This window comes from Lysobacterales bacterium, from assembly GCA_019634735.1.
In the GTDB taxonomy this organism is placed as follows: Bacteria; Pseudomonadota; Gammaproteobacteria; order Xanthomonadales; family UBA2363; genus Pseudofulvimonas.
Genome location: JAHCAT010000010.1, coordinates 58,458 through 74,251 on the forward strand (window position 1 = coordinate 58,458; position 15,794 = coordinate 74,251).

14 protein-coding genes are annotated in these 15,794 nt (G+C 73.5%); all 14 read left to right on the forward strand.

Features of this window, described 5'->3' with window-relative positions:
- Window positions 1–111: 111 nt before the first annotated feature.
- The 14 genes from KF823_10650 to KF823_10715 all read left to right on the forward strand — a co-directional run bounded on the left by KF823_10650 (window position 112) and on the right by KF823_10715 (window position 15,728).
- Window positions 112–876 (forward strand): hypothetical protein, encoded by a 765-nt coding sequence (locus tag KF823_10650; GenBank protein MBX3726361.1) that lies wholly within the window; start codon window positions 112–114, stop codon window positions 874–876.
- Complete coding sequence (locus tag KF823_10655; protein MBX3726362.1) at window positions 777–2,780, forward strand: LysM peptidoglycan-binding domain-containing protein; 2,004 nt, start codon at window positions 777–779, stop codon at window positions 2,778–2,780. Before KF823_10650 ends, KF823_10655 begins: the two co-directional genes overlap by 100 nt.
- Window positions 2,777–3,583 (forward strand): tRNA pseudouridine(38-40) synthase TruA, encoded by an 807-nt coding sequence (truA, locus tag KF823_10660; protein MBX3726363.1) that lies wholly within the window; start codon window positions 2,777–2,779, stop codon window positions 3,581–3,583. Before KF823_10655 ends, truA begins: the two co-directional genes overlap by 4 nt.
- On the forward strand, window positions 3,580–4,209 hold the full coding sequence (locus KF823_10665) for a phosphoribosylanthranilate isomerase (GenBank protein ID MBX3726364.1): 630 nt from the start codon (window positions 3,580–3,582) through the stop codon (window positions 4,207–4,209). Before truA ends, KF823_10665 begins: the two co-directional genes overlap by 4 nt.
- Before the next feature lie 597 nt (window positions 4,210–4,806).
- Window positions 4,807–6,036, forward strand: a complete 1,230-nt coding sequence (gene trpB / locus KF823_10670; protein MBX3726365.1) for a tryptophan synthase subunit beta — start codon at window positions 4,807–4,809, stop codon at window positions 6,034–6,036.
- Entirely contained in the window at window positions 6,033–6,836 is an 804-nt protein-coding gene (trpA, locus tag KF823_10675; GenBank protein ID MBX3726366.1) for a tryptophan synthase subunit alpha, read from the forward strand. The genes trpB and trpA overlap by 4 nt, the downstream gene beginning before the upstream one ends.
- Before the next feature lie 126 nt (window positions 6,837–6,962).
- Entirely contained in the window at window positions 6,963–7,847 is an 885-nt protein-coding gene (accD, locus tag KF823_10680) for an acetyl-CoA carboxylase, carboxyltransferase subunit beta (protein ID MBX3726367.1), read from the forward strand.
- 19 nt (window positions 7,848–7,866) lie between these two features.
- Window positions 7,867–9,141: a bifunctional folylpolyglutamate synthase/dihydrofolate synthase gene (locus tag KF823_10685; protein MBX3726368.1), complete on the forward strand. Its 1,275-nt coding sequence runs from the start codon at window positions 7,867–7,869 to the stop codon at window positions 9,139–9,141.
- A gap of 151 nt (window positions 9,142–9,292) precedes the next feature.
- Window positions 9,293–10,216, forward strand: coding sequence for an SPOR domain-containing protein (locus tag KF823_10690; protein ID MBX3726369.1), 924 nt, complete (start codon window positions 9,293–9,295; stop codon window positions 10,214–10,216).
- Between the two features lie 16 nt (window positions 10,217–10,232).
- The gene (locus KF823_10695; protein ID MBX3726370.1) at window positions 10,233–10,787 is read left to right on the forward strand and encodes a CvpA family protein; all 555 of its coding nucleotides are present in this window, start codon (window positions 10,233–10,235) and stop codon (window positions 10,785–10,787) included.
- A 19-nt stretch (window positions 10,788–10,806) separates the two neighbouring features.
- Entirely contained in the window at window positions 10,807–12,282 is a 1,476-nt protein-coding gene (gene purF / locus KF823_10700; GenBank protein ID MBX3726371.1) for an amidophosphoribosyltransferase, read from the forward strand.
- 19 nt (window positions 12,283–12,301) lie between these two features.
- A complete protein-coding gene (locus KF823_10705) occupies window positions 12,302–13,120 on the forward strand; it encodes a ferritin-like domain-containing protein (protein MBX3726372.1) in 819 nt (272 codons plus the stop codon).
- A complete protein-coding gene (locus KF823_10710; protein ID MBX3726373.1) occupies window positions 13,120–14,298 on the forward strand; it encodes a hypothetical protein in 1,179 nt (392 codons plus the stop codon). The genes KF823_10705 and KF823_10710 overlap by 1 nt, the downstream gene beginning before the upstream one ends.
- Window positions 14,295–15,728 (forward strand): hypothetical protein, encoded by a 1,434-nt coding sequence (locus KF823_10715; protein ID MBX3726374.1) that lies wholly within the window; start codon window positions 14,295–14,297, stop codon window positions 15,726–15,728. Before KF823_10710 ends, KF823_10715 begins: the two co-directional genes overlap by 4 nt.
- The last annotated feature ends 66 nt before the right edge of the window (window positions 15,729–15,794 follow it).

Sequence of the window (15,794 nt, forward strand, 5' to 3'; positions counted from 1 at the left end):
CGTGGGGGCGCCGTCCAGGTCCGGTGCCGTGGAATCCGGCCGCCACCGCCGGAACCGTCGCGGTGCGGGTGGTCCGCAGCGGCGTCCAGTCATCCGGGGGAGTCACCGAGCATGAAAATCCGAGTCCTGTTGGCCGCCAGCCTGATGGCGCTGCTGTCCGGGGCCGCCTGGGCGCTGGGCCTGGGCGAGATCGTGGTCAATTCCCGACTGAACCAGCCGCTGAGCGCCGAGATACTGGTGCGCGAGGCCTTCCCGGGAGAGGCCGAACAGCTGGTCGCCCGTCTCGCCTCGCAGGAAGACTTCGCGCGAGTCGGACTGGAGCGTGCCCGGATGCCGGTCACGCCGCGCTTCGAAGTCGGCCGGAACCAGCGCGGCCAGACCGTGATCCGGATCCGTTCCGACGAGCCGGTCCGTGAGCCCTTCCTGACCCTGCTGGTCGAGGCCAGCTGGAGTGGCGGCAGGCTGTTGCGGGAGTACGGCGTCCTGCTGGACCCGCCGGTCTCCGCGCCGGCCAGCAGCATCGCCCGCAGCGAGCCGGCGGCCGCCCCGCCCCCGGCGCCGGCCGCCACCGTACCCCTGGCCGAAACCCCAACCGGCCCGGCGCCCGCCGAGGCGCGGGTTCCTGAGCCGGTCTCGCCGCCCAGCCCGGCGCCGGCCGCCCCCGCCCCCGCGCCGGCCGCGCCCCAGGCCGCAGCGCCTGCGGTGCGGCGCCGCCGCCGGTCGGCCGCGCCGCCGCCCGCTGTTCGGCCGCCGGCCGCGCCTGGGCCGCGCCCGCCGTGGCCGACGATTCGGCCTATACGGTCCAGCGCGGCGACACCCTGGGCAGGATCGCCGCGCGCTATGCCGCCGCGCAGGGCGTCGCCACCAACCAGATGATGGTCGCGCTGCAGCGCGAGAACCCGCGCGCCTTCTTCGCCGACAACATCAACGCCTTGAAGGCCGGTGCGGTCCTGCGGGTCCCCGATGCCGACCAGGTGCGCGCTCTCTCGACCCGCGAGGCCACCGCGACGGTTCGCGCGCAGAACCAGGCATGGGCCGGGACCACCGCGCTGGCCGACGCGGGCGCCGCGCCGCGCCGCAGCAGCGTCCCGGCTGCGCCAGCCGCGGTCGACGACCGCCTGGCGATCGTGCCGCCCCGGGGCGAGGGTGGCGACAGTGAATCCGCCGGCCGCGCCGGCAGCGACCGGGGAGCAGCGCAGATGGCGCAGGTTGAGGCTGAGCTGCAACGTACGCGGGAAGACCTGCGCAGCAAGGACCAGGAGGTCTCCGAACTGGCTTCCCGGATCCGGGACCTCGAGGAACTGAACTCCCGCAACGCGCGCTTGCTGGAACTCAAGGATGCGGAGGTCGCGGAGCTGCAGCGCAGGCTGGCCGACGTGGCGCAGGCGCCGGTGCCGGTCGCCGAGGCCGTGGCCCCGCCGGAGCCGGTCGTGCCCGTCGAGGCGCCGATCGCCGTGGCGCCCGACGAGATCCAGGAAGCCGGCATGGACCCGGACGACACTGCAGGCTGGCCGACGCCGGGTGTCGATGAGACCGCGGATGCCGGCACGGACCCCGTTGCCGGGGAATTCGACGCGTCGATGCCGCCGGTGGATACCGAGCAGACTGGGCAGGTCGGTCCGACCGAGGGCGAAGCCTTCGTCGACGGCGAAGCGCCGGCCACGGTCGGCGAGCCTGAGCCGGTGCTGCCGGTCGCCGGCAGCGAGCCGGCGGAACCGGCGATGACGACGGCGGTGGAGGTGCCTGCGGCCCCCGCGCCGCTCCCGCGCCCCTGGTACATGGATCCGATGGTCCAGGGGGCAATCGGGCTGGGCGTGCTCGCGCTGCTGCTGCTGGCCGTGCTGGCGGGGCGCCAGCGTCGCAACGCCCAGGCCCAGGTCCCGGTGGAGGCGCCGCGCCGCTCGGTGGCCGACCTGTTCGGCAAGGAAGGCTCGGCGGCACCGGTTGCCGTGGCCGCGCCTGCGGTCGCCGACGGCATCGAGGCCGAGGCCCAGGCCCTGGAGGATCAGGTCGCAGCCGACCCTGACGATTTCGGTGCGCACCTGGAGCTGCTGAGCATCTACTACGCCGAGGGCGATCGCACGCGATTCGAAGCCGCCGCCATGCGCTTCCACGCCCGTCCGGGCGCTGCGACCAGCGCCGAGTGGGCCCAGGCGCTTGACCTTGGCGCCGAGCTTTCTCCCGGCCATCCGCTGTTCGCCGGCGCCGTCCAGGGCAGCGACCTGGCCGATGCCGCGGACGTCGGGGAGTTCGGTGGCGCGGGCTGGGACGAGCCGGAGTCGGAATCCGCAGCGGCGTCGACCCGGGCCCCCATGGAGGAGCCCGTGCGACGTGTGGTCGACATCGGTGGCACCCAGTTTCCGGCCGAACCGGACGTCTACGAGGAGGTCCTGGAACCGGATGCCCCGGCGATCGACTTCCAGCCGACCCCGATCGAGGAGCTCGACCTGGCTCCCGTGACCCCGGCCCCGGCGACGGATGCCGCCGACCAGGAGGACGACGAGGAGGCGCTGCCGCCGCTCACCTTCGGGGGCAACTTCGAAAAGGTCGATTCCGTGTCCGCGGAACCGGAGATCACCTTCGAGGGGGAGACCATGGACGCATCCGATTCCGTCGACGAGGGCGCCGGCATGGACGAGGCGGCGACCAAGCTCGAGCTTGCCCGCGCCTACCTCGACATGGGCGATCCCGAAGGTGCCCGCGCCATGCTGGAGGAAGTGCTGGGCGAAGGTGACACCTCGCAGCGCGAGGAAGCCCGGAAGCTGCTGGCGACCCTGTGACGGCGGCACCCGCGCCGGACCGCCAGCGCTTCGCGCTGGCGGTCGAGTACGACGGCAGCGGGTATTCGGGCTGGCAGCGGCTCGCGCACACGACGACCGTGCAGGCGACGCTCGAGGCGGTGCTGTCGAGGGTCGCAGACGAACCGATCGAAACCACCTGCGCCGGGCGCACCGATGCGGGGGTGCACGCCCGGGCCCAGGTCGTCCATTTCGACACCACCGCCCGGCGCAGTCCGCGCGGCTGGATGCTGGGCAGCAACGGCTGGCTCCCCGAGACCGTGGCGGTGGTATGGGTTGGCCAGGTGCCCGCGCAGTTCCATGCCCGCTTCACCGCCCGCCGGCGACGCTATCGCTACTGCATCCTGAACCGCGATGCCCGGCCGGGGTTGCAGGGTCGGTTCCTCACCTGGCAGCACCACCGGCTCGACCATGCGGCGATGGACCGCGCCGCAGCGGTGCTGGTGGGCCGCCACGACTTCTCGGCCTTCCGCGCCCTGGCCTGCCAGGCGCGCCACGCGCAGCGCACCGTGCACGAGGTCTCGGTGCGCCGGGACGGCGACCTGGTGGTCCTGGAGATCGAGGCCAACGCCTTTCTGCACCACATGGTTCGCAACATCGTCGGTTCCCTGGTCCTGGTCGGACGCGGCAAGCGGCCCGGCAGCTGGATCGCGGAACTGCTGGCCGGTCGCCGCCGCGAGCCGGCCGGGCCGACCGCGCCGCCGGAGGGGCTCACCTTCCTCGGCCCCCGCTATCCGCGGGGCCTTGGCTTGCCGGCCTGGCTGGAATGCGACGACCCGCTGTGAACGTTCCGCTGGTCAAGTTCTGCGGCCTGACCCGCGCCGTCGACGTCGAGCGGGCCGCCCGTCTCGGCGTCGCTGCGATCGGACTCGTGCTGGCCACCGGCAGTCCGCGCCGGGTCGGCGTGGATCTGGCCCGGTCCCTCGCCGAGACGGCGAGGGAACAGGTTCGCCCGCCGCGGGTGGTGCTGCTGCTGCGCAATGCGCCGGCCGGCGAGGTTGCGGCCGCGATCGCCGCGATCGCTCCCGACCTGCTGCAGTTCCACGGCGATGAGTCCGAGGACGAGTGCACGCGCTTCGGGCTTCCCTACTGGAAGGCGCTCGGGCTGGCCGGCGTCGCCGACCCGGCCGCGCTGCTGGCCGGGCACCTGCGCGCCGAGGCGCTGCTGCTGGACGGCCATCCGCCCGGCGCCGCCGGCGGCAGCGGGCAACGCCTGGACTGGCGACGCTGGCCCGCCGGCGCAAGTCGCCGGCTGGTGCTGGCCGGCGGCCTGGCGCCGGGCAACATCGCCGCGGCGATCGCCGCGACCCGACCGTGGGCGGTGGACGTCTCGTCCGGCATCGAATCGGCACCCGGCATCAAGGACGAGGCAGCCATGGCCGCGTTCATGGCCGCCGTGGCACAGGCGTAGCCGCCTGGCGCGGGCCAGCCTGCGCGCCGCGCCGGCGCCAGGCCGCCCGGCGAAGTGACGGGGCTCCGCCCCCGATGCGCGGACCGCACGGGCCGACACCGTCCGCAAGCGCCCACTGAAAGGCCATCCGCCCACCGGTCGCGCCGTTGTCCATGCCCTTGACCCTACCTGATTAGCGTCGTGTCTCCGCCCGCTGCCAGGCAGCTTTACGTCAGTGCGACGACACCGCACTTCTCCCCTCCCCCGCCCTGCGGGGGAGGGGCGGGGGAGAGGGCCGCCCGGGCCAGCGCGCGCCACCACTGGGCCGGCCACCATGCAAATCATGGCAAGTGCCGGCCCTCTCCCCCGGCCCCTCTCCCAGAGGGATGAGGGGAGTACAGCGCGCTGCGCTCACCGAACACCGGGTCCTGGTCCTTGGTCCCCGATCCTGGGCTGAGACACGACGCCAATCAGGTCGACCCGATGCCTGCCGGCGGGTCCGCAGTCCTGGGGTTGCACCCGGGCCCGGCGCCGCAGCGCCCCCGGATCGCGTCGTCTCGACACCCGGCAGCCGGCAAGACCGCTAAGCTTCGCGTCCGCCCTCCATGCTGCGATGCAATGAACGCGCCAACCACGCCAGCAACCGATCTAGACCTGACCGCCTGGCCGGATGCCGAGGGCCGCTTCGGCCAGTTCGGCGGCCGCTACGTGGCGGAAACCCTGATGGCCCCGCTGGCCGAACTGGAGGCCGCCTACCGCACGCTGCGCGACGATGCCGCCTTCCAGGCCGAACTGATGCGCGACCTCGCCGACTATGTCGGCCGGCCCAGCCCGATCTACCACGCGGAGCGCCTGAGTCGGCAGGTCGGCGGTGCGCGCATCCTGCTCAAGCGCGAGGACCTGAACCACACCGGCGCGCACAAGATCAACAACACGGTCGGCCAGGCCCTGGTCGCCCGGCGCATGGGCAAGCCCCGGGTGATCGCCGAGACCGGCGCCGGCCAGCACGGCGTCGCCACCGCCACGGTGGCGGCACGCCTGGGCCTGGAATGCGTGGTCTACATGGGTGCCACCGACATCGAGCGGCAGGCCATCAACGTGTTCCGGATGAAGCTGCTGGGCGCCACCGTGGTGCCGGTGACCTCCGGCTCGCGCACGCTCAAGGACGCCCTCAACGAGGCGCTGCGCGACTGGGTCACCAATGTCGCCGACACCTTCTACATCATCGGCACGGTCGCCGGCCCGCATCCCTACCCGATGATGGTGCGCGACTTCAACGCGGTGATCGGCCGCGAGGCCCGCGCGCAGATGCTGGAGCGCGAGGGCGCACTGCCCGACGCCCTGGTCGCCTGCGTGGGCGGCGGCAGCAATGCGATCGGCCTGTTCCACGCCTTCCTCAACGACCGCCAGGTGGCCCTGTACGGCGCCGAGGCGGCGGGCGACGGCATCGCCAGCGGGCGGCACGCCGCGTCGCTGGCGGCCGGTCGCCCCGGCGTGCTGCACGGCAACCGCACCTATGTGCTGTGCGACGACGATGGCCAGATCACCGAAACCCATTCGGTCTCGGCCGGCCTGGACTACCCGGGCGTCGGTCCCGAGCACGCCTGGCTGAAGGACACCGGGCGCGCCACCTACCTGGGCGTCGACGACGAGGAGGCGATGGCCGCCTTCCATGCACTGGCCCGCACCGAGGGCATCCTGGCTGCGCTGGAATCCAGCCATGCGGTGGCGCTGGCGATGCGCCTGGCCCGCGGGATGCGCCCGGATCAGACCGTCCTGGTCAACCTGTCCGGGCGTGGCGACAAGGACGTGCAGACCATCGCCGCGCGCGAGGGCATCGAACTGTGAACCGCATCGATCGACGATTCGCGGCCCTGGCCGCTGCCGGCCGCACCGGCCTGGTGCCCTTCATCACGGCGGGCGATCCGTTGCCTGAAGCGACCGTGCCGGTCATGCATGCCCTGGTCGAGGCCGGCGCCGACCTCATCGAACTGGGCGTGCCGTTCTCAGACCCCATGGCCGACGGCCCGGTCATCCAGAAGGCCAGCGAGCGGGCGATCGCCGCCGGCGTCGGCGCCAGCGCGGTGCTGGCGATGGTCGAGGAGTTCCGGCGCCAGGACGTCGACACCCCGGTGGTGCTGATGGGCTACCTCAATCCGGTCGAGATCGTCGGACGCGAGCGCTTCGTGGCGCAGGCCGCCCGCGCCGGCGTCGACGGCCTGCTGCTGGTCGACGCGCCCGTCGAGGAGTCGGCGGCGCTTGGCCCCCTGCTGGCCGGGCACGGCCTGCACCAGATCCTGCTGGCCGCGCCGACCACCGGGGGCGAACGCCTCGCCCGGCTCGCGGCGCAGGCGCGCGGCTTCCTCTACTACGTCGCCTTCGCCGGGGTCACCGGCGCCAGCCGCCTGGAGCCCGCCGAGGTCGGCACCAAGGTCGCGGCGATCAAGGCGCTCACCCAGGTGCCGGTGGCGGTGGGTTTCGGCGTCAAGGACGCCGCCTCGGCGCGGGCCGTGGCCGCCCATGCCGACGCGGTGGTGGTCGGCAGCGCCCTGGTGGAAACCCTGGCCGGCTGCGCGGATGCGGAGACCGCGGCAGCCGATGCCGGTGCCTTCCTGGCCCCGCTGCGCACGGCCCTGGACCACGCCTGACAGGCCGAGGCGGCAGGGCAGGGCGTTCGGCCGGTCGGTCTGCAGCCACCCCCAGACCGCCTCCCGACTGGCCCCGCTGCCGTCCCCGCGCTATCTTTGGCGGCTCGTCCGCACGCCGCCTTCCGAATGAACTGGTTGTCCAAGCTCATGCCCTCGCGGATCCGCACCGAGGCCGGCAACGGCCGACGCGGCGTCAAGGAGGGCGTCTGGGAGAAGTGCGAGGGCTGCGGTGCCGCCCTCTACCTGCCGGAGCTGGAGCGCAACCTGCAGGTCTGCCCGAAGTGCGGCCACCATCGTCCGATCGGCGCCCGGCAGCGGCTGCTGGCCCTGCTCGATGCCGGCTCCGCCGCCGAGATCGCCGCCGGCATCGAGCCCGACGACCCGCTGCGCTTCCGGGACGGGAAGAAATACAAGGACCGGCTCGTCGCGACCCAGAAGAAGGTCGGCGAGAAGGATGCCCTGGTCGCCATGCGCGGCACCCTGCACGGCCGGCCGCTGGCCGCCTGCGCGTTCGAGTTCGCGTTCATGGGCGGCTCGATGGGCTCGGTGGTCGGTGAGCGCTTCGCCCGCGCCGGCGAGATGGCGCTGGCCGAGCGCATGCCCCTGGTGTGCTTCTCGGCGACCGGCGGTGCCCGCATGCACGAGGGCCTGCTGTCGCTGATGCAGATGGCCAAGACCTCCGCGGTGATCGCGCGGATGCGCGAGGCCGGTCTGCCCTACATCTCGGTGATGACCCATCCGACCACCGGCGGCGTCTCCGCATCGCTGGCCATGCTCGGCGATCTCAACCTGGCCGAGCCGAAGGCCCTGATCGGATTCGCCGGACCGCGGGTGATCGCCCAGACCGTGCGGGAGACCCTGCCGGACGGCTTCCAGCGCAGCGAGTTCCTGCTCGAGCACGGCGCCATCGACCTGATCGTCGACCGGCGCGAGCAGCGCGACACCCTGGCCAGACTGCTGGCCATGCTGATGAACCAGCCGCGGCCGCTGCCGGCCGACGCCGGCGACTGATACCCGCCTGCCACGCCCCGTGACCCCGGCCGACGACCTGGCCGCCTGGCTGCGGCGTCTGGAGCGCGGCCATCCGCAGGCCATCGCCCTCGGCCTGGACCGCGTCGGCCGGGTCTGGCAGGCCCTTGGCGCGCCCCGCCCCGGCACCCGCGTGATCACCGTGGGCGGCACCAACGGCAAGGGCTCGACGGTCGCCTTCGTGGAAGCGGCGGCCACCGCGGCGGGAATGCGGGTCGGCTGTTACACCTCGCCGCATCTTCATCGCTACAACGAGCGGGTGCGCATCGCCGGTGTCGAGGTCGGCGACGCCGCGCTGGTCGAGGCGTTCGAGCGCGTCGAGCGCGCCCGCGAGGGTGTTCCCCTGACCTACTTCGAAGCCGGCACGCTGGCCGCGTTCCTGGTGATGGCGCAGGCCGACCTCGACCTGGCCGTGCTCGAGGTGGGCCTGGGCGGCCGGCTGGACGCGGTGAACCTGATCGATGCCGAAGTCGCGGTGGTGACCACGGTGGCCCTGGACCACCAGGACTGGCTGGGCGATACGCGCGCCGCCATCGCCCGCGAGAAGGCGGGCATCGCCCGCCCGGGACGTGCGCTGGTGATCGGCGAGCGCGATGCCGAGCCGGCCCTGCTGGCGGCGGCCGCCGCGCTCGGCGCCGGTGTGCGCTGGCTGGGCCGTGATCATGACTGGCTGCCCGGTCCGCCACCGGTCTGGCAGGCCGGCGGGCGCCGTGTCGCATTGCCCGGGCGACTGCCCCTGGTGGCGCCGGTGCAATGGGACAACGCGGCCTCCGCGCTGGCTGCACTGCATGCCCTGGATCCGGCCATCGATCTGCAAGCCGCGGCCGGCGGACTGGCGGGCGCAGCGCTGCCGGGTCGCCTGCAACGGGCGGGTGGCGATCGCCGCGTGATCCTGGATGTGGCCCACAACCCGCAGGCGGCGACGGCGCTGGCGCACTGGCTGGCGGACCAGCCCGGGCCCACCGACGCGGTGTTTTCCGGGTTGCTCGACAAGGACCTGCCCGGCGTGATCGCGCCACTGCGGTCGCATGTGCGCACCTGGCACCTGGCCGGCCTCGCGGACGACAGCCCGCGCGGACTGCCGGTCGAGGCGCTCGCGCTGCGCGTCGCGGGCCTGCTGCCGGCGGGTCGGGTGCACCGGCATGCCGATGTCGCCGCTGCGGTCGCCGCCGCTCGCGCGCTTGCCGGACCCGACGACCGGATCGTGGTGTTCGGCTCGTTCCTCACCGTGGCCCTTGCGGATGCCGCGCTCGGGCCAGGCGGAGGAGCCAGCTGAGTCCTCGGTCCCGACCTGCGCACAGGCATGCGGGCACGGCGATTCCGATGGCGCAGTCCGGTGGTGGCGCCGATCGGGACCTGTACCGGACACCAGCGGCACCGCATGGCCGGTCGCGGGCCGGCCCTGCGCTTGGCCTATAATCGGCGGCATGGATCCGACTCTGAAACGCCGCCTCGTCGGCGCTGCCGTGCTGATCGTGCTGGCCGCCATCGTGCTGCCGATGTTCCTGGCCGGGCCGCCGCCCGAGCAGCGCCGTACCGAGACGCTGCCGCTGCAGATTCCGCCGGCGCCGGACCGGGAGCTGGCCCGGGTCGAATTGCCCCTGACTGGCGACGTCGCCGACGCCGACCGGGTGGTCACGGTGGACACCGCCAGCCAGGCCCCGGCGCCGGTGGCCGCGCCGGATCCAGCCGCGGCTGCCGCGCCGCCGGAGCCGGCCCCGGTGACGGCCGCACCGCCGGCCACGACCCCGGCGACTGCCCCGGCGCCGGTGACACCGACCCCCGCCCAGGCTTCTGCGCCCGCGCCTGCCGCCGCTGGCGGCGGATTGCCGGCCACCGAGGCTGGCGGCCGCTTCTGGGTGAGTCTGGGCAGCTACGGCCAGACGGGCAACGCGGACCGTGTCGAGGCCGCGGCGCGGCGGGCCGGCGCTGCCGTCGCACGCGAGCAGGTGCAGTCCGGCGGGCGCAGCCTGGTGCGGCTGCGTGCCGGCCCCTGGCAGACCCGTGCCCAGGCCGAACAGGCGCGCCAGCGCCTGCTGACCGCCGTGCCCGATGCCCAGCCCAAGGTCGAGGAGGACGCTTCCGGCGGGGCCCCGGTCGCCGCCGCGCCGACGGCACCCCAGGGTGCTGGTGCGTTCGCGGTCCAGGTCGGCGCCTTCGCCCAGGAAGCGACGGCACGCCAGCTGGGCGACCGCCTGCGCGGCGCCGGGTACCCGGCCTTCGTGGTCCGGCGTGGCGACAGCCACGCGGTCCGGGTCGGGCCCTACACGCGGCGCGACCAGGCACAGGCCCAGCTGGAGCGGCTGAAGTCCAGCCAGCGCCTGGACGGTCTGGTGGTACCGCATCCGTGAGCCTGGGCCGGACGCCATGAACGGCGCCGACTGGGTGATCGTGGCCATCCTGCTGCTGTCGCTGCTGGTCGGCCTGTGGCGCGGCCTGGTGCGCGAGGCTCTGGCCCTGGTCACCTGGCTGGCGGCGATCGCCGGTGCCCTGCTGTTCGGCGGCCAGGTCGCGCAGTTCTACGCGGCCTGGATCGACCTGCCGTCGGCGCGCACCGCACTGGGCTACGGCACCGTGTTCGTGCTGGTGCTGGTGGTCGGCGGCCTGCTCGGCTGGCTGGTCGCGCGGGTCGTACGCGCCGGCGGGCTGGGCGGCACCGACCGCGTGCTCGGACTCGGCTTCGGCCTGCTGCGCGGCGGCCTGGTGGTCGCGGCGCTGGTGCTGGTGCTCGGCTACACGCCCTTTCCCCAGGATCCCTGGTGGCAGCAGTCCGAGCTGATCCCGCGCTTCCAGCCGGTGGCGACCTGGCTGCGCGAGCAGATCCCGGAAACCCTGGCCGCCCTGCAGGCCCTGTCGCCGCCGGTGCTGCCCTCGGCCGCCGAACTGCCGCAGCCGCCCCTCCCGGCCCCGGCCGGCAATTGAACCAGGACGCCATCCGGCCATGTGCGGAATCATCGGAATCATGGGCAAGTCGGATGTCGCCGGCGCCCTCTACGACGGCCTGACCGTCCTGCAGCACCGTGGCCAGGATGCCGCCGGCATCGCCACGGTCGACGGCAGCCGGCTGCGCCTGCACAAGGCCAACGGCCTGGTGCGCGACGTGTTCGGGCCGCCGGAAATGGCGCGCCTGACCGGCCATGCCGGCATCGGCCATTGCCGCTATCCGACCGCCGGGGCCGAGAACGCCGAGGAGGCCCAGCCCTTCTACGTCAACTCGCCGTACGGAATCGCCCTGGGCCACAACGGCAACCTCACCAATGCCGACGCCATCCGCGGGCAGCTGTTCGAGGAGGATCGGCGGCACATCAACACGTCCTCGGACTCGGAGGTGCTGCTCAACGTCTTCGCGCACGAACTGGCGATCCAGGACCGCATGCGGCTGACGCCCGAGCACATCTTCAAGGCGGTGGGCGCGGTGCACGCGCGCTGCAAGGGCGGCTATGCGGCGGTCGCCCTGCTGCTGGGTCACGGCCTGGTCGCGTTCCGCGACCCGCACGGCATCCGGCCCCTGGTGCTGGGCCAGCGCTGGACTGCCCAAGGCATGGAGTACGCCGTCGCCTCGGAGAGCGTCGCGCTCGACATCCTCGGCTTCGAACTGCTCCGCGACGTGGCACCGGGCGAAGCCGTGCTGATCGGCTTCGACGGCGTGCTGCACCACCGCCAGTGCGCCGAATCGACGCCGGCGCCGTGCATCTTCGAGTACGTCTACCTGGCCCGCCCGGACTCGATCATCGAGGGCATCTCGGTGTACCAGGCCCGCGTCCGCATGGGCGAACTGCTCGCGCGCCGGATCCAGGCGCTGCGCCCGGACCACGACATCGACGTGGTCATGCCGATCCCCGATACCGCGCGCAGCGCGGCGCTGGTGCTGGCTGCCGCCCTGGGCGTGCCGTTCCGCGAGGGCTTCGTGAAGAACCGCTACATCGGGCGCACCTTCATCATGCCGGGCCAGACCGAGCGCGCGAAATCGGTGCGGCGCAAGCTCAACGCCATCGGCCAGGAGTTCCGAGACAAGGTCGTGCTGCTGATCGACGATTCCATCGTCCGCGGCACCACCTCGAAGCAGATCATCCAGATGGCCCGCGACGCCGGCGCCCGCAAGGTCTATTTCGCATCCGCGGCGCCGCCGGTCCGCCACCCCAACGTCTACGGCATCGACATGCCCTCGGCGCAGGAACTGATCGCCAACGGCCGCACCGAGGACCAGGTGCAGACCCTGCTCGGCGCGGACTGGCTGGTCTACCAGCGCCTGGACGACCTGGTCGACGCGGTTCGCGACGGTCGCGACGACATCCAGCGTTTCGACACGTCCTGCTTTTCCGGCGAATACGTGACCGGTCTGGAGAGCAACTACCTGCGCGAGCTGGAGCTGATCCGCTCCGACGAGGCCAAGCAGGCCCGGCGCCTGGCGTCCTGACCGGGTCGGCGGCAGGGGGATGGCCAGCATCGAGGACAATCTGCACCTGCGTGCGCGCGCCTGCCTGGCGGCGCCCGAGCCGGCCGACAAGCTGGCGGCCACCGGCCAGGCCGTGGCGGACTGGCGCGCCGGGCGCCTGCGCGCGAGCGGCGAGGGGCTGGCGCCGCCGGAGCGCATCGATTGCCCGGGCCGGCCCGCACGTCCGGTCCTGGTGCATCCGCGGGCGCTGTCGCAGCGCGGCCTGGGCAGCGCCGAGGGCCGGGCCGCGCTGGTGCATGCGGTCGCCCACATCGAGTTGAACGCCATCGACCTGGCCTGGGATGCGGTGTACCGGTTCCGCGACATGCCGGATGGCTTCTACGACGACTGGATCTCGGTGGCCGCCGACGAGGCCAGGCACTTCGGGCTGCTGGCCGCCCGGCTTGCCGACCTCGGCCACGCCTACGGCGACTTCCCGGCCCACAACGGCCTGTGGGAAATGGCGCTGCGCACCGACCACGACTGCCTGCAGCGCATGGCCCTGGTGCCGCGCGTGCTCGAGGCGCGTGGCCTGGATGTCACGCCCGGGATGATCGACCGACTGAAGGCCGTTGGCGACGTGCAGACCGTGGCGATCCTCGAGACCATCCTGCGCGAGGAGGTCGACCATGTCGCCGCCGGGAGCCGCTGGTTCCACTGGTGTTGCGCGCAGGCCGGCGTCTGCCCGGACACGCGTTTCCACTCCCTGCTCGAGGGCCTGGCGCCCGGCGCGCTGCGCGGGCCGCTGAACCTCGCTGCGCGCCGGGCCGCCGGCTTCAGCAGTGCCGAGCTGGACCGGCTCGGGCAGCGGGTCGCCTGATGCGCCGGCCGATCTTCGCAGCCCTCGTGCTCGCCTGGAGCGCCCTGCTTCTGGCGCTGTTCGTGCCGCTGCGTCCCGGCGATCCGCCGAGACCGGCGCAGTCGCTGGCGATACCCGGCGAACGCTTCGCCAGTGCCATCGGCCAGGCGCGCGCGCGCGACGGCGGCCTGCACGTCACCGCGATGGCCGGCGCCAACGGTGCGCTGCAGGTCCATGCGCCGACGCCGTTCCGCGCGGAAGAGCTGCCGATACTGCGCTACCGCTTCGAGGGCCTGCCGCGGACCCTCGAGCTCACCTTCGTGTTCCGGCGCGCCGACCAGCCGGACGATGTCCGGGTGATGAGCCTGCCCGGCGTCGGGACCGGCGAAGGGGCGGTCGACCTGTCGGCATCGCCCCACTGGCGCGGCACCATCACGGAGATCGGTCTGGCCGAGTATCCCGGCGCGCAGTCCGTGCCGCCGGGTGCCGCTTTCCGGCCGTTCACCCTGCGCTCGGTGGAGTTGCAGTCGCCCTCCTGGTCGGGCGCCCTGGCGGCGCGGCGGCACGACTGGTTCGGCCGTCAGAACTGGGAGCTGCTGTCGCTCAGCGCGATCGGGCCGGACTCGCCGCAGGCACGCGGTTGGCCCTTGCCGGTGCTGCTGGCGCTGGCGGCGACCGGCGCCTGGCTGGCCGGCGTGCTGGTTCTGGGCTGGCGGGGCCGACGGGCCGGGCAGGCGGCGCTGCTGCTCGCGGCGATCGGCTGGCTGCTGCTCGACCTGCGCTGGCTGCACAACTTCCATGGCCGCCACCAGGCGACCCGGGTCGTCTACGCCGGTCTCGACGCCGGCGAGCGGGCTGCGCTGCAGCCGGACCAGGCCGCCTTCGACGCGGCCGCGCGGGTGCGCGAAGCGCTGGCAGGAATGGACTCCGACACCCGGGTGTTCGTCGATGCCGGATCCGACTACCAGCGCGCGCGCCTGCTGTACCACCTGCTGCCGCTCAACGTGGCGCCGGTCAACCTGGTCACCTACGGGACACCGGCGCAGCGTGCCGGTGCGGTGGTGGTCCTGTTCGATGCCCGGGCGCCGCGCTGGCAACCCGAGGCCGGCCTGCTGCATTTCGCCGACGTCGCCATGGCCGCCGAGCCGATCGTCCTCGACGGCGCCCTGCGCATCTTCCGTCTGGGTGAGGCGCCATGACCGTGACCCTCGGCCTGCTGCTGCTTCTGCTGCTGGGGGCGGGTGTCTACCGGTGCCTCTCGGGGCGGCCGTCGTCGCCGGGCGGCTGGCTGGCGTTCGCCGGCTATGCCGTGGTCCTGGGCCTGATCGGCGTCGGCTTCGTGACCCGATTGCCGTCGATGCTCGGGATCGAGGCGCTGCCGGCCTGGCGCTGGGCGTGGCCCGCGCTGCCCGCGCTGCTTGCCTGGGCGATGGCGGCGCCGGCCGCGCGCCTGCTGCGCGCACGTGCCGCAGGCCCGGCCCCGTCGACCGCCTGGCCGCCGGCTTCGCCCTGGCTGCTGCTGGCCGTGCTGACGCTGCTGGCCGTGCGCCTGGTGTGGATCATCGACGAGGCCTGGCTGCGGCCGTTGTTCGGCTGGGATGCCTGGCTGGCCTGGAGCGCCAAGGCCAAGGCCTGGTCGCTGGCTGGCGAGGCGGTCGAGTTCGCGCCTGCCCAGGTCTGGCTGGAACAGCCCCCCGGCAGCGCCCGGATCTCCCTGGCGCATCATTACCCCGAGCTGCTGAGCTGGATCGAGGTCTGGCTGGCCAGCCTGGCCGGCGGCTGGCGCGAGTCGGCCATCAACCTGGCGTGGCCGGCCCTCTGGCTGGCCATGCTGGCCGGTTGCGCGGGTCAGTGGCGGGTGCTGGGCGCGTCGCCGACCGCGGTCGCGCTGGGCGCCTACGCGCTGGGTTCCCTGCCCCTGCTGACCGTCCATGCCGCGCTGCCCGGCTACGCCGACATGTGGGTGGCCACCTGCCTGGCGTTCGCCGTGCTCTCGTGGCTGCGCTGGATGGAGCGCGGCGAGCGCGGCCACCTGCTGCTTGCCCTGGTGCTGCTGGCGGTCCTGCCGGCCCTGAAGTTCGAGGGCATGGTGTGGGCGCTGGGCATGATCGCCGTGATGCTGTGGTTCGGTTTGGCACGGCACCGCGCGGCCCTGCGCGTCCTGATCATCGCCGGCGGCGCGGCGCTCGTGGTGCTGCTGTCCTGGCTGTGCGGCCTGCAATGGCTGGAGACGCTGCGCCACCTCATGGCGCCGGCCCCCGAGGGCGCGGGCCGGCCGCTGGGCAGCGTGCTGCTGGCGACGGCGGCCGGCCTGTTCGCGCAGGGCAACTGGCACCTGCTCTGGTACCTGCTGCCGCTGGTGCTCGTCTGGCGCTGGCGTCGCCTGTGCAGCGATCCGCCGCTGGCCGGTGCGACGCTGCTGGTGCTGGCCGGGATGGGCCTGATCCTTGGCCTGTTCGTGTTCACCCAGGCCGGCCGGTGGGCGGAGAGCTACACGGTGGTCAACCGCCTGGTCATGCACCTGGCACCCACTGCCGTGGCCCTGATGGTGCTGGCGAGCCGGCCAGCCAGGCAGCCGGTCGACGGGGCGGTGCCGGCCGATGCGCCGGCGAAGGCCGTTGCCGGGTAGCCAGTCGTCTGCGGCGGCCGCCTGGGACCCGGGCGACGCGTGGTCCGAGCCTGGGCGCGGGTCGAT